Here is a 14284-nt window from a genome sequence, read left to right as displayed (position 1 = left end):
AACCGCTCTGGTTTTTACAACTGCGCCAGGGCCGCGTGCACTTCCTGGCGCGACAGCAGTTCGGTCAGCACCACCGGGGGCTGGCCCGGTGCCAGCAGCACGTAGACCGGCACGCCGTTGCGGCCCAGGGCGGCCAGGGCCTGGGTGATGGCCGGGTCGCGCCGCGTCCAGTCGGCGCGCAGCAGGGCCACGTTGCGGCGCGCGAAGTCGGCCAGCACCTCGGCATCGGCCAGGGTGGTGCGCTTGTTGACCTGGCAGGTCACGCACCAGGCGGCGGTGTAGTCCACGAACACGGGGCGGCCGGCGGCCAGCAGCGCCGCCTGGGCGTCGGGCGACCAGGGCTGCCAGGTGTCGCGCGCCGAGGTGGCCGTGGCCACCGGCGCGGGCTCCAGCAGGTTGCGCCCCAGGCTGTGGGCCAGCCACCCGGCCAGCGCCAGCACCAGCAGGGCCAGCACCGCGCGCGTGCGGCCGCGCAGCGTCAGCGTCCAGGCCAGGGCCGCCAGGCACAGCAGCAGGGCCAGCAGGGTGGCCGCGCCGTCGATGCCGGTCTGCTGGCCGATCACCCACACCAGCCAGATCACGGTGGCGAACATGGGGAAGGCCATGGCGCGGCGGAAGGTGTCCATCCAGGCGCCGGGGCGGGGCAGCCAGCGCAGCAGCGCCGGCACCCAGCTGACCAGCACATACGGCAGGGCCATGCCCACGCCCAGGGCCGCAAACACCGACAGCGCCTGCGCCGCCGGCAGGCCCACGGCAAAGCCCAGCGAGGCGCCCATGAACGGCGCGGTGCAGGGCGAGGCAATCGCCACCGCCACCACGCCGGAGAGGAAGGCATCGCCCAGCGGATGGCGGGCGTGCAGGTTGGCGACCCGGCTGGGCAGGACGTGGCCGAACTCGAACACGCCGGCCAGGTTCAAGCCGATCAGGGTGAACAGCGCGGCCAGCGCCGCGACCACGGCCGGCGACTGCAGCTGAAAGCCCCAGCCCAGCTGTTCGCCCGCCGCGCGCAGGCCCAGCAGCACGCCGCCCAGGGCCAGGAAGCTGAGGACCACGCCGGCGGCATAGGCCAGGCCGTGGCGGCGCTGGGCCGCGGTGTCCGTGCCATGGCGGGCAAAGCCCATGACCTTGATCGCCAGCACCGGGAACACGCAGGGCATGAGGTTGAGCAGCAGACCACCGACCAGGCCGCCCAGCACCGCCAGCAGCCAGGTGGCGGCGCTGGCACTGGGCGCGGGCGGGGCCGGCAGCGTGGCCGCGGCCTGCTGGTTGGCGGCCAGGGCCGCCGCCAGCGCGGGCGACACGCTGGCCAGCTGGGCCGCCTGCCAGGGCTGCTGCACCGTGGCCTGCATGCGCCAGGCCTGGGCGGGTGGCGCGTGGGCCACGTCGGTGCCGGCGGCTGGCAGGCCCAGCACCAGGGGCAGCTGGGGCGGGGCCTCGCCGCGCATCGGCGACAGCGGCACGTCGGCGGTCCACACGGCACCGTCCCAGCGCTGGTGCCAGTCCTGGCCCAGCACGGCGGCATGCACCAGGGTGTCGGCGGTCTCGGGGTACAGCGCCAGGGTCTGGCCGTGGGCCGCCTGCGGCAGGCCAGCCACGCGCAGCTGCAGGCGCTCGCCGCCGTCCGACGCGCTGGCGCTGGCGCTGGCCTGGGCCGTGTCCAGCGCCAGTGGCGCCTGGGCGTGGGCGGCCTCGAAGGCCGCGCTCCACAGGGTCTGGGGGGCGGAGGCCGGCAGGCGCAGCAGGAAGTTGCCCTCCTCGGGAATGCATTCCACGCGGCACACCAGCCAGCTGGCGTGCAGCCGGATGTCCACCCCGCCGTCGCTGCCGGGGGCAAAGTCGGGCGCCACCTGCAGCGGCACGGGCAGCAGCACCGTGCCTTCGTAGCCGTAGTTCAGCATGTCGCCCACGCGGATCTGCTGGGGCACGGGCCAGGCGATCTCGCCCGCCTGCAGGCCGGCCGGCAGCTGCCAGGTCAGCTGCGTGGGCAGGCCGGAGTCGCCCGCGTTCTTCCAGTAGGTGTGCCAGTCGGGCTGGTGCTCGATGCGCAGGCCCAGCGCCAGCGGCCGCCCCGGGGCGATGCCCTCGGGCGCCAGGGCCACCAGCTGGGCGCGCACGCGTGGCGTGACCACGGTGTCGGACGGCCCCTGCGCCGCTGCACCGCCCAGCTTGAGCTGCAGTTGCGCCTGGGCCGCGGTCGGCAGCGCGGCGCCGCACACCAGCAGCAGGCTCAACAGGATCAGCGCCCAGACAAGGGGCAGGCGGCGGAGAAAAGCGGGGGCAGATATCGGCATGGCAAAGCTTGGAGGCGGAAACCGTATTGTGGTTCCTTCCGCAGGGCGGCTTTCGGCCGGGCGGCGGCGTAGCGCTGCAACACGCTCTAAGATCAGGGGCATGTGCTCCTTCCCTCTCCCCGTGAACCCGCCCGATGTCCCCGATGTGCCGCTGACGGCCTGGCCCGCGCGCCATTGGGCCGGGGTGTCGGCCCGTGACTTCGCCCTGGCGCAGCGCAGCGGATTGGCCGCGCAGACCGTGGCGGTGCTGCCCGTGGGTGCGGTGGAGCAGCATGGCCCGCACCTGCCGCTGTCGGTGGACAGCACCCTGGTGGACGGCATGGTCGCCGCCGCGCTGCCGCACCTGCCGGCCGAGGTGCCGGTGCTGGTCCTGCCCACGCAGCAGATCGGGCTGAGCCTGGAACACGCCAGCTACGCCGGCACGCTGGGGCTGTCGCCCGCCACGCTGCTGGCGCTGTGGACCGAAATCGGCGCCTGCGTGGCCCGCGCCGGCGTGCACAAGCTGCTGATCTTCAACGCCCACGGCGGCAACGTCAGCAGCATGGACATCGTCGCGCGCCAGCTGCGCATGCAGTGCGGGCTGCTGGTCTACCACAGCAGCTGGTTCAACCTGCCGCTGCACGGGGCCGATGCGGCCTTCAGTGCCCACGAACACCGTTTTGGCGTGCACGGCGGGGAAATGGAAACCTCGATGCTGCTGCACCTGGCGCCCGCGCTGGTGCGCATGCAGCACGCGCAGAACTTCGCCTCCACCTCCGAGGAACGCGCCCGGGACTATCCCATTCTGGGCAACGGCAAAAGTGCCAAGCTGGGCTGGGCCATGCAGGACTACAACCCCTGCGGCGCGGCCGGCAATGCCGCTGCGGCCGATGCGGCGCGCGGCCAGGCTCTGGTGGAGGCCGTGGGGGTCAGCCTGGCGGCCCTGCTGGCCGAGGTGCACCGGCTGCCGGCCACGACCGTGGGCGCGGAGCCCAGCCCCCTGGGCTGAGGCCTGCGCGCCGTGGCAGGGCGGGCGGCTGCAATGTGCCGCGTGCCCTCTGATTCGGCACCGTGCGCGCGCCCGTCACCTGCGGTGCCTAGCTGGCCCAGCGCAAGGACGCAATATCGTGCGTATAAATGGGGTAGTTCATCCAAAGGCCCTGCAAGCCCTTGCGTGCCACGGCACTGACCTGTGAATTAAACAACCAGACGTTGGCTGCATCCTGGGCTAAATACCGTTGCATGGCCGCGTACAACAACTGGCGCTCACGCGGGTTGCGGGATGCTGCGTGGCGATGCGTCAGGTCGCGGAAATCTGCGCTGTCATAGCCAAAGTAATACCCGGGATCGGCATAGATCATGTGATCCAGCGGCTCGACATGGTTGATCAGCGTCAGATCGAAGTCCCCCTGGAAGGTATTGCTCAGCCACTCCTGCCAGGTCACTGGCTGGAGGTGCACCCGAATGCCAACTTTCTCCAAGTACGCGGCGATGAAGGGGCCTCCTTCGCGGGCGTACGGAACGGGAAGCAGGGTCAGCGTGAGTTCCAGGGGCGTCTTCACGCCAGCTTGTTGGAGCAGCTCTTTGGCACGCTCCGGGCTGTAAGCATGCAGGTGCGCAAGATTCAGGAAGCCAGGGTCCGTAGGGGCAAAGTGGCTGCCGATGACATTGCCTTTGCCCTGCAAAATGCTGCTGACGAAAGCTTGGCGATCGATTGCATAGGTGATTGCACGGCGTACCCGTACATCTTTCAAGACAGGGTGGCGGTGGTTGACGGCCAGCATGCCTTTGCCACTGGAAGAGCCCAGTAGCACTTGGTAGCGCGGATCGCCGTGGAAGCGGTGCAGATCGTGTGTGATGAAATTGATGAAGACATCCACCTCGCCTTGCTCCAAGGCTCGAGCCTGCTCTTCCAAATTATTGATAAAACGGAACGTGGCGTGCTCAATCGCTGCTTTTTCTGGTGCTCGAAAGGTCGCAGACTTGCGCATTTGCACACTGTGTCCCTTGCGCCACCTGACAAATGCATACGGACCTGTACCAATCGGATGCGTGGCAGCAGAGGCGGCTGAATTAGGGTGAAGGATGACTGCGCTGGCTTCTCCCAAGTGAAAAAGAAAATGTGGATCAGGATTGCGCAGTTCTAGCTCGAAGCGAAGAGCGCCTTTAGCGGTCATGCGCTGAATGTTGTCAAAGACGCTTTTCTTGGCCTTGTTTGGAGAGTTCGGAGCCTGTGCTTGGCGAAAGCTGAAGAGCACACACTCCACATCCAGCGCAGCGCCATCGTGAAAGCGCACATTCGGCACCAACTCAAAGGTGTAGATGCGTTGACTGGCGTCGATCTGCCAGCGGGATGCCAGCAACGGTTCGACGGCTCCGTTTTCGCTGATTTTGACCAAGCCCTCAAAAATGTTGTAGAGCACCACCTGGCCGCAGGCGGCTGCTGCAAATCGTGTGGGGTCCAGGCCATCAGGCTCCAGTGCAATATTCAGCGTTACGCTGTCACGCCGGGGTTGGGCAATAGCGGAGAGTGGCAGACAAGCCGCCAAGCCGGTTGCGCCCAATTGCTGGAGGCAGCGGCGACGAGGAATGTTCGGTACAGGCATGAGAGGGAACATGGCGTGCTTGGTTATTGGCTGCGATGTCCGTATGTATCAATCAGTATCCGATAATTGACCAAGCGCACGCGGCTTTGTAAGCAGTTATTTGATGCTACGAGTAATGTTGCGAGGTTGGCTTTCATCTTTGTAACGCGCGGATAAGCTCAGGGAACTGGCGAACCGGCATAGCCTATGGGGCGCCGGCAGATCGCTGAATCGGCATGCACAAGCTTCAACAGTACAAAGACAAACATCTCTGGCATGTGATCGCAGTCGTGGTCATCGTGCAAGTTGTACTTGCTTGGGCAGGCATGCACGTCTATACAGAGCGTGAGCTGCGTTATCGCCACCAAATAGAGAGTGGGCTCAAGAGCAACAACGACCGGGTGCTCCAGAGTTTGGCCAAGTGGCGGTCCAGCACGCTGGCTGCAGCTGAGTCGCTGATGGACGACATGCTGTTTGCTCACGCCTTATCGCGTTGGCTGGTTCAGCACGATGCACTGGTACGCGATGATTTGGAAAACCGTCTGCGTAGCCTGACGGAGCGCAATGAATTTGCCAAGGTGTTGTTACTTGATGCCGAAGGGCGCATCCTGCTAGCAACGGCGGGTGCGGAGGAGCGCACGCTCCCGGAGCGTGAACAAGCGGCGTTGCAACAAGCCTTGCTGCAAGCGCAAGCGGTGGTGGTGGAGCCTTACCGACAAGCCCAGTTTGCGTACCCCACTTTCTCTGTGCTCACCCCTTTGTACGATGGTTTGCAGCCTTTGGGGGCGCTGTGGATGGTGGTGGACTTGCGCGCTAACCTTTTCCCACTTTTGAATGCGATTCAGCAAGGCAGCGCTACCGCAGAATCGATGTTGTTGCAGCGTGAAGGCTTGGACGTTGTACACATCAATCCGTTGCGGCATCGCATTTCCCAGCCATTCGAAAGGCTGGCTTCTGTTGAACAGGATGATGACCTGGTGGCGGTGCAGGCGTTCGCGGGTATTCGTGGCGTTCTTTACGGTCCTGACTATCGAAGGCAACAGGTGTTGGCAGCCAGTGGTGTGGTGCCCGATTCACCCTGGTTGCTGGTGAGCAAAATCGATGTGACCGAAGCGTTTGCCCACGATCAGCGCAAGGAAGGGGTTTTCTTGGGCCTGCTGATCGGAATTTCCGCCTTGCTCATGTTGTCCACGGTGCTGTACTGGATCTGGCGCACGGGTCAGCGCGAACATGTGCTCAAAATCGAACTCGAAAACCACATGAAGTGGCTGGAGCGAGCGCAGAAAACGGCATTGCTGGGCTTTTTCTCGATCGATTTTTCAAACCGGAAGATCGAGCTGTCCCCGATGGCGGTCGAGATATTGGGAACGCAAGGCCAGCGGCAACTGACTTTCTCCGACTTGGCTCGCTACATACCCGCAGAACAAATCAAACGCACGCTGCGAAAGCTGTTGAAGGTACGGCGTTTCGGGACGGTGCAGAAAATTGAGTTCGATCTGCGTCCCCAGCTCCCGCAGTCGCATACGCATACGCATACGATAGAGTGCTGGTGCGAAATGCAAGATGCCGCCGCATACGATCAAACGGCCAAAATTATTGGAACCATCCAGGACATCACACAGCGCAAGGTGACGGACCAGGCCCTGGAGGAATACCGCACTTTGCTGGAGCACCAGGTACGCAAAGACAGCTTAACCGGGCTGTCCAACCGCCGCGCCCTGGATGAGGCATTGGATCAGGCATGGGAACATGCCATGCGTGACAGCCAGCCTTTGGCGGTGTTGGTGATCGATATCGACCATTTCAAAAGCTACAACGACCACTATGGCCATTTGCAGGGGGATGTGTGCCTGCAGCAAGTGGCCCACGTCCTTGAGCAGCAGGTGCAAGGGGGGGATGGGTCTGCATTCCGCTTTGGTGGGGAAGAGTTTGTGGTGTTACTGCCCAACACCACGCTTGCTCAGGCCGAGCAGATAGCCTGCCATCTTTGCCAGGACGTTCAAATGCAAGGCCTCGAGAACGCCGCAGCTCCGGAGGTGCAGGTGGTCACGATCAGCGTCGGCGTTGCCAGCGTGACACCGAGAACGGGCGACTGTCTGGGAGGCCGCTCTTTGATGGCCATGGCGGATGCCGCGCTGTACCAAGCCAAGAGCGCTGGGCGCAACCAGGTGTGCGTGCAAACCGCAGACTGATCGGCCTCCGGTCTGGCGGGATGGTGCCGCTAGCGTCACCTCGCCTTGGGGCGTGCGGTGCTGCTGAAATGTTTCCCTGATCCCCAGCGGAGAGTCCGTACCGCGATGCAGGCCGTTGCCATGCCCGCACCCGCGATGGGCATTCAGCGCAAGCGCACGATTCGTGATTCCAAAGCCCATGTGCTCACTGACGGACTGCATCCATCGCCGGTTTGCATCCAATTTCCACCGGGCCGGCTTTTCCATCCTCAACGGCAAATTGCGCCAGCGTCGTGACCGGGCTGTCCGCGCGCAAGGGGTTGGCCACGGTGCGCAGCTGGGTGCGCCAGGTGGTGGGGGTGATGTCCACCAGGCTGTAGCCACGTTCCTCGCAGCGGGCCAGCAGCACCTGCGGGTTGTGGGCACGCAGGGCGTCGACCTTGTCCTGGGTGGTGCCGCTGCGCGAGCTGATGGAGGTGGTGCAGAACTCGCTGGCCAGCACCGGGTTGCCGGCGCCCGGGGGGCGGTCGGCCAGCGTGGGCACGGCGCAGACGTAGTTCTGGTGGATGTCGCCGCCCAGCAGCACGCTGTTGCGCGGGGCGGCCTCGGCGATCTGCTGGCTCAGGCGCTGGCGGGCTGCGGGGTAACCGTCCCAGCTGTCGGTGGACTGGTGGCCGCTGGGCCGGCGGCGGGCGGTGAACAAGGTGGTCTGGGCCACCACGCTCCAGCGTGCGGCTTCGGGGTGGTGGCGGCTGTCGGCCTGCAGCTGGCGGCCCAGCCAGGCTTCCTGTTCGCGGCCCAGAAAGCTGCGGGCGGGGTCGAACAGCTCCGGGCAGCGGTCCGTGTGCACGCTGCCGCTGTCGGCCTTGCCGGGCGTGCGACAGGCCTGCAGGCTGCGGTACTGGCGGCCATCCAGCAGGTGCAGCTGGGCCAGCGATCCCCAGCGCAGGCTGCGGTACAGCTGCAGCCCTTGCTGGCTGCGCTGCAGGGCCCCGGCGCGCAGCGGCATGTTTTCGTAGAACGCCTGCCAGGCGGCCATGCGCCGGGCCAGAAAGGCGCTGGGATCGCCCACGCCCTGGTCGGCGGCATAGTCGTTTTCCACCTCGTGGTCGTCCCAGATCACGCTCCAGTTGCAGACCGCGTGTGCGGCCTGCAGCAGCGGATCGCTTTTGTGCAGTGCGTAGCGGTCGCGGTAGTCCTGTAGCGTGCGGGCGGTGCGCAGCGGTTGCGGGCGGGCCAGGCCTTCGGCGTTCGCGGGCTGGGCGTACTCGTAGATGTAGTCGCCCAGGAACAGCACCAGGTCCGGCTGGTCCTGCACCACGGAGCGCCAGGCGGCGTAGTGGCCGTGCTCCCAGCGCTGGCAGGCGGCGAAAGCCAGGCGCAGCCGTGGCACCGCTGCCCCGGGCGCGGGGGCGGTGCCGCAGCGGCCGGTGGGGCTGATGGCGTCGCCCTGCATGAAACGGTAGAAATAGTGGCGCCCCGGCGCCAGCCCGTTGACCTGCACATGGACGGCGTGCCCCCATTCCGGCAGGGCCTGGGTCTGGCCGCTGGCGGCGATGTGGCGGAACGCCGGGTCGTGCGCCAGTTCCCAGCGCACGGTCAGCGCGGGCAACGGCGGGGCCTCGGCCTGGCCCAGCCAGTGGGCGGGCGGGGTCAGGCGCGTCCAGATCAGGGCGTTGTCCGGCTGCGGGTCGCCACTGGCCACGCCCAGGGTGAACGGGTCGTGCTCGGGCTGGGCGCTGCCGCTGCGGGCCCAGGCGGGCACCTGGGCCAGGACCGCCCCCAGGCCGGCGCCCAGCAGCAACCCACGGCGACCGGTGAGCGAGCGATGGAAAAGTGAGCTATTCATGCAGGTGTGGTGCGCGCTGGAGGTGGTTTGGTCTGAAAGTTCGTCCGTGCCGCACGGGCGACCTGGTGATGCGGCATTGCGGCCACGAGGTCGGTCACCGAGGTGTGCTCAAGGGGCGGCATCCACGCTGTCCGGCAGCAGCCACAGGTGGGTGCACTGCCAGTGGTGCAGGATTTCGCGCAGGACCAGCAGTGCGGCGGCCGCGCGCGGATCCTGGGGCAGGTCGGGGTCCTGGTGGCTGTAGTGGCGGCTGGACTGGGCCACCAGGCGCTCGAACAGCGCCTCGATGGCCTCGCGCGTGATGGCGGGCACCTCGCCCGGGGCATGGCCACCGACGGCCTGCAGTGCCAGGTGGCGCAACAGGGGATCGCGCGTCGCCAGCAGGGTGTGCGCGGGCAGCAGGCGTGCCTGCGGCATGACGGCGTCCTCCACCTCCATGATGCCGGTCTCCAGCTGGGCGGGCGTGGGCATGCGCTGCTGGAAGCTGCGCTGGGTCAGCGACTGCAGGCCCAGCGGCAGATGGTGCAGCACGGGCGGGCTGGTGTCGCTGTCGCTGACCAGCAGGGTGCAGACGGGGCCCTCCACCGCGAACAGCGCCAGGGCCTGGTGGGGGGACAAGGCCGTGCCCAGCTGCGTGCGCAGCTGTTGCAGGGTGGCGAGGCTGGGGGGGTGCGCGGGGCGGTCGCCGGGCGCCGGGGAGCGGGGGATTCCGGACATGGTGGTCTGCTGCCGTGGGGGTACAAAGCCTTGGTTGTAAGCCCATTCCAATGCCCCTGCAGCGTACGCAGCGTGGCCGGTGCGCGGTGGCGGTCCGTTGCGGGGGCCGGCCACCGGCGGTACTGCCGCCGCAGGGCCGTGGCAGAGGGCCTCAGGCGAAGGTGACCCAGTCGCGGGTGGCGGGCGTATCCAGGTGGCCCAGGGTGTTGAAGGTCTGCAGCATCAGGCGCTTGGGGCTGGTGCTGAGCTCGGTCACGGCCGTGTTGCGGATGCGCATGTTCAGGGCGATCGACACCTCGGCCGGTGCGCCCAGCACCAGGCCCGCGGCGGTGGAGATAGGGCCCCCGCTGCTGACGACCAGCACGTCCCCGTCCGGGTGCTGGCGGCGTAGCTGGTCCAGGGTCTGGCGGATGCCGTCGGCAAAGCCTTCCCAGGTGGGCATGCCGGCGGGGCTGATCACGCCGGACATCCATTGCGCGATGGCATCGCACAGCAGGCGAAAGTGCGCCCGGTAGCGCTCCGGGGTGTCTGCCGGCGGCAGCGGGTCGGGGTGGATGCAGCGGATCAGCGCGTGGCTGTCGTACTCGTTGAGTGCCGGCAGGGCCTGGGCCGCGGGCAGGCCGGGCAAGGTGGCCTGGATGCCTTCCAGCGTCTGTACATGGCGGCGCAGCGTGCCGGTGCAGACCGCGTCGAAACGCTGGCCGCGCTCGTGCCAGTAGCGGCCCAGTTGCTGGGACTGCTGCAGCCCCAGGGGGCTGAGCTGGTCGTAGTCATCGGCGCCAAATGAAGCCTGGCCATGGCGTACAAGGTAGAGGGTTCCCATGGCCGCAGATTGTGGAAGCGGTCGATGCGGAATGCCTGTCCTATCGGAGACGATGGTGGCGGCCGGGCCGCAGTCCCGGAGGGGGTCAGGCCGGCCCGCAGGTGTATGCGCCGGCAGGCTGGGGCGCCGTGGACGGGATGGAGAGAAGGTTTTGATAGCTGTCAGCGCTGATGGGATGAGCGCTGCAGCCACTTTTCATTCACAGCTGTGGTGGCAGCTGCACCCAGTGGTTGTCCAGGGCCAGGTGGTCGCTGCGGCCGATGGCCGTCTGGCCAGGCCACTGCAGCACCTGCTGCGAGCCTCCAGACCACACGGGCGCGCGCGGCGGCTGCAGCGGCTGGATCACGCTGGGGTTGCTGAGGCTGTACACGCCGGCCTGGGCATCCTGGCGCAGGCAGCGCGCCAGGGCGTTCGGCGTGGCCGGGGGCTGCCACCAGCTCAGCACGTCGGCGCGCGGGCAGCTGACGGCAAACAGGTGGCCGTCGCTGCTGATGTCGCCGCCATAGCCCTGCCAGGGCGCGCCGGTGGGGCGGGGGGCGGTGTGCAGCCGTTGGCCGTCGAACAGGGCCAGCACCGGGGCGTGGAGCTTGTCCTCGGCCAGGTCGTGCTCGGCCTGCAGGGCAATGCCCAGCCAGCGCTGGCCCGGGTCCCAGGCCACGGCCGGTCCCCACGCCAGGTGGCGCAGGCTCAGCCGCGGATCGGGCAACTGCCATTGGCCGGCGAGGGCGCCCCGGTCCTGGGGCCGCAGGCGGACGATGGACGAGTCCATGTGGTCCAGGCGCAGCTTGCGGCGCCCGGTCTCGGGCTGCGTGGGAATGCCGCCGTTGGCCACCACCAGGCTGCCATCGCGGTCCAGCAGCAGCTGGTGCGGGTCCATGCCGCCGGTGCGCCATTCGGCGATCTTCTCCAGGGTCTGCGCGTCGCGCACGCCGATCAGGCCCTGGCTGTCGGCCAGGTCGGTTTCGGTGGTGTAGAGCTGCCGGCCGTCGGCACTGGCGATCACGTGGCCGTTGAAGGCGCGGTCGGGCTCGATCCAGTGCCAGTGCGCGCGACCATCCGGGTGCAGCTGCAGCAGCCAGTCGCCGGGGCGGCGGCTGGCAAACAGCAGGCGGCCATCGGCCAGTTGGGTCATGCCGTGGGCCCGCGTGGGGATGGCGTGGGCCTGGACCACCTGCAGGCGGTCTGTGGCGGTGGCCGGGGCCTGCAGCACGCCGACAAACAGGTCGGGCCCGACGGCCCAGGCCGCGGCCCAGCGGGGAGGCTGGGCGGCCTGCGCCCAGGGCCGCGTGGGCCAGGCTGCCAGCAGCGCCATGCCCTGCAGCCACTGCCGGCGCGTGCGCGAGGCGGGCTCAGTCACCGTCGGCATCCGAGAAGCCGATGGTGACATCCAGGGCCAGGGCGACGTCGTTTTCCACCAGGTGCTTGAGCTGGCTCAGCGCCCGGCTGGCTGGGGTGGTGCGTGCCAGCTCGACACGGTCCACGGCCTGCATGGCGGCATCGGCCTGCTGCACGGCGGCGCGCAGCTCGTCGGCCAGGCGTGTCCAGCCCTGGGCTTCGACCAGGCGGGCCATGCTCACGTGTTCCGGCTGGCGGGCGTCGCCCACGGCCAGGTGGCGCAGCGAGCCCCATTGCGCCTGCCAGCTGGCCAGCGTGCCCTGGCTGGGTGCGCGCGTGACGGCGGCCGGCTTGCCCGGGCTGGCGCTGCGCAGCGGCTTGTCCATGGACTGCCAGCGCAGCCGTTCCAGGCCGCCGATCCACTGGTTCAGGAATTCTGCGGTGCTGTGGAAATCCAGCGTGGTGCTGGCGCTGGCAGCCAGGTTGGCCTGGTGCAGGTCGTGCATTTCCTGGGCCAGCTCGGCAGCGACCAGGCCGACGTAGTGGCAGGCCGGGGTGTGCGGCTGGGCCACGTCGACCCACAGCAAATGCTCGGCCGCCGGGAAGCCCTTGGCCGGTGCGCCAATCGTCTCCATCGCGGCCAGATCCTGGGGGGCCTTGCGCAGCGCGGTCTTGAGCAGGGGCAGGCGCAGCGGCTGGAAGTCGACCATGCGCGCGGTGCGGCGTTCGATCTGCGGACCCATGGCCAGCGCCGACAGGCGCTCCCAGTCCTGGCTGGCCTGGGTGAACTGGGCGCGCGCCGCCGCCAGGCTGGCCTGGCCGGCGCAGTACTGCTGCACCTGGGTGTGCAACTGCTGTGCGGAGGCACTGGCCTGCGCCGATTGCGGCACAAACCATTGTGCGTACAGCGCCTGGGCAGCGGCCCCGGAGGTCAGGGGCGTGGCCGGTGGTGCGGCGGCCAGGGCATGGCCAGCGGTCAGCAGCCCGATCAGGCCCAGGGAGAAGAAAGAGCAACGCATCACAGAGATTCCACAAATTGAATCAGGGCTGCCCGGTCGGGTGCCGGCAGGTGGCGGAATTGTTCCCGCGCCGCCTCGGCTTCGCCACCGTGCCAGAGGATGGCCTCGGCGACGCCGCGGGCACGGCCGTCGTGCAGCAGGCGCTGGTGGTCGTTCACCGCCGGCAGCAGGCCGATGCCCCACAGCGGGGGCGTGCGCCACTGGCGGCCGTTGGCGGCAAAGTCCGGGCGGCCATCGGCCAGCGCCTCGCCCATGTCGTGCAGCAGCAAGTCGGTGTAGGGGGTGATGTCCTGGCCGGACAGGGCCGGGCTGCTCAGGCGCGGGAACAGTGCGGTGCCGGTGCGGTAGCTGGGGCGGTGGCACTGCGCGCACTGGGCGGCATGGAACAGGGCTTCGCCGCGCAGCACGCCCTCGTCCTGGGCGTTGCGGCGCGCGGCCGGGGCCAGGGTCGACTGGTAGAAGATGACATCGTCCAGCGCATAGTCCTCGATCTCGACCCCCTGCCGGCCCTTGGCATTGCCATTCGGTGCGGCCAGGCAGTCTTTCTGCGTGGTGGTACAGGTCTGTTGCGGGAAGCGGCGGGAGGTGATGCCGATGTCGCCCAGGAAGGCGCCGGCGGTCTGGTGTGCCAGGCTGCCGACGTTGGCCTTCCAGCCAAAGCGGCCCAGGATCATCTGCTCGGCGTAGGCATCCCAGACGTAGTTGGGCTGCCCCTTGATGGGGCCGGTGCTGGCCGCCTGGGCCTGGGCGTTGGCCAGGATCTCGGCCTCGGGGATGGCTTCCAGCAGACCCAGACCGATCACCTGCGGGGCAATCCGCGGGCTGACCATGACGTCGGGGGCCATGGGGCCATAGGCCAGGTTGCGCAGGTGGTAGCGGGGCTTTTCCAGGGTGTAGGGCGTGCCGTCGGCGTACTGCCCCTCAATGCGCTCGTAGCTCAGGTGTACTTCGCCCTCGCCCTGGACGCCATGGATGCCCATGGTGTTGAACTGATCGCCGTACACGGGCTCGTGCTTGGGGCCGCCGTGGGCATCGGTGCCGGGCACCGACAGGCGCAGCAGCAGGCCGGCAAACGGCTGGGGCGCCAGCGGGTTGTGGAAGTCGGGCGGCTGGGCGCGCCCGTCCTGCACGTGGCAGCCGCCGCAGGAGCGGGCCAGGAAATGCGGACCCAGTCCGTCGCGCGCGGTGGTGGAGGCCGGGGCCTGGACCCAGTTGCGCTTGAAAAAGGAGTTGCCCACCACGAAGCGCGTGCGTTCGGCGTCGCTAAGGTTGGCGGCGGGCAGCGAGAAGGCGTTACGGCCGTTGGAGAACACGGTGGTCTTGCCACCGGGCTGGGCATCGGCGGCAGGGCGCGCAAACAGGGCCTGCGCGGCATCTGCGGCGCTGGCGGCTGTGTCGCCAGGGGCCGGGCTGGCGGTGCAGGCGGCCAAGGCCAGGGCGGTGGCCAGCACGCTGCTGGTGCGGAGCAAGGAGGTCATAGGCAGGGGCCGAAGGCCCGGAAACAGCCACCGCGGC

Annotated in this window: 10 protein-coding genes; 2 read left to right on the top strand and 8 right to left on the bottom strand. The window is 68.2% G+C overall.

What is annotated here, in order from left to right:
* Nucleotides 1–14: 14 nt before the first annotated feature.
* On the bottom strand, nucleotides 15–2291 hold the full coding sequence (locus CA2_RS05745; RefSeq protein WP_042413679.1) for a protein-disulfide reductase DsbD family protein: 2277 nt from the start codon (nucleotides 2289–2291) through the stop codon (nucleotides 15–17).
* Nucleotides 2292–2391: 100 nt separating this feature from the next.
* Here CA2_RS05745 and CA2_RS05740 point away from each other — a divergent pair, with 100 nt between their 5' ends.
* On the top strand, nucleotides 2392–3279 hold the full coding sequence (locus CA2_RS05740) for a creatininase family protein (RefSeq protein ID WP_042413676.1): 888 nt from the start codon (nucleotides 2392–2394) through the stop codon (nucleotides 3277–3279).
* Between the two features lie 88 nt (nucleotides 3280–3367).
* Here the strand turns inward: CA2_RS05740 and CA2_RS05735 are convergent, their stop codons facing one another.
* On the bottom strand, nucleotides 3368–4876 hold the full coding sequence (locus tag CA2_RS05735) for an ABC transporter substrate-binding protein (protein WP_245620891.1): 1509 nt from the start codon (nucleotides 4874–4876) through the stop codon (nucleotides 3368–3370).
* Between the two features lie 215 nt (nucleotides 4877–5091).
* Between CA2_RS05735 and CA2_RS05730 the strand changes: the two genes are divergently transcribed.
* Nucleotides 5092–7047 (top strand): sensor domain-containing diguanylate cyclase, encoded by a 1956-nt coding sequence (locus CA2_RS05730; protein ID WP_042413670.1) that lies wholly within the window; start codon nucleotides 5092–5094, stop codon nucleotides 7045–7047.
* Between the two features lie 184 nt (nucleotides 7048–7231).
* On the opposite strand, the gene CA2_RS05725 is transcribed toward CA2_RS05730, so the two are convergent.
* From CA2_RS05725 to CA2_RS05700, 6 genes are all read right to left on the bottom strand, one after another.
* Nucleotides 7232–8875 (bottom strand): alkaline phosphatase D family protein, encoded by a 1644-nt coding sequence (locus tag CA2_RS05725; RefSeq protein WP_042413667.1) that lies wholly within the window; start codon nucleotides 8873–8875, stop codon nucleotides 7232–7234.
* 108 nt (nucleotides 8876–8983) lie between these two features.
* Nucleotides 8984–9592, bottom strand: a complete 609-nt coding sequence (locus CA2_RS05720) for a hypothetical protein (protein ID WP_052369846.1) — start codon at nucleotides 9590–9592, stop codon at nucleotides 8984–8986.
* Nucleotides 9593–9743: 151 nt separating this feature from the next.
* On the bottom strand, nucleotides 9744–10415 hold the full coding sequence (locus tag CA2_RS05715; protein WP_042413665.1) for a histidine phosphatase family protein: 672 nt from the start codon (nucleotides 10413–10415) through the stop codon (nucleotides 9744–9746).
* Between the two features lie 199 nt (nucleotides 10416–10614).
* Nucleotides 10615–11781 (bottom strand): DUF1513 domain-containing protein, encoded by a 1167-nt coding sequence (locus CA2_RS05710; RefSeq protein WP_042413662.1) that lies wholly within the window; start codon nucleotides 11779–11781, stop codon nucleotides 10615–10617.
* Nucleotides 11765–12769: an imelysin family protein gene (locus tag CA2_RS17480; protein ID WP_081888886.1), complete on the bottom strand. Its 1005-nt coding sequence runs from the start codon at nucleotides 12767–12769 to the stop codon at nucleotides 11765–11767. Before CA2_RS17480 ends, CA2_RS05710 begins: the two co-directional genes overlap by 17 nt.
* Complete coding sequence (locus CA2_RS05700; RefSeq protein ID WP_042413660.1) at nucleotides 12769–14247, bottom strand: di-heme oxidoreductase family protein; 1479 nt, start codon at nucleotides 14245–14247, stop codon at nucleotides 12769–12771. The genes CA2_RS17480 and CA2_RS05700 overlap by 1 nt, the downstream gene beginning before the upstream one ends.
* Between the last annotated feature and the right edge of the window lie 37 nt (nucleotides 14248–14284).

Origin of the sequence: Comamonas aquatica NBRC 14918 (assembly GCF_000739875.1) — a bacterium.
In the GTDB taxonomy this organism is placed as follows: domain Bacteria; phylum Pseudomonadota; class Gammaproteobacteria; order Burkholderiales; family Burkholderiaceae_C; genus Comamonas; species Comamonas aquatica.
Note: the sequence above shows the minus strand (reverse complement) of the source record. Positions and strands in the feature narration are given on the sequence as shown.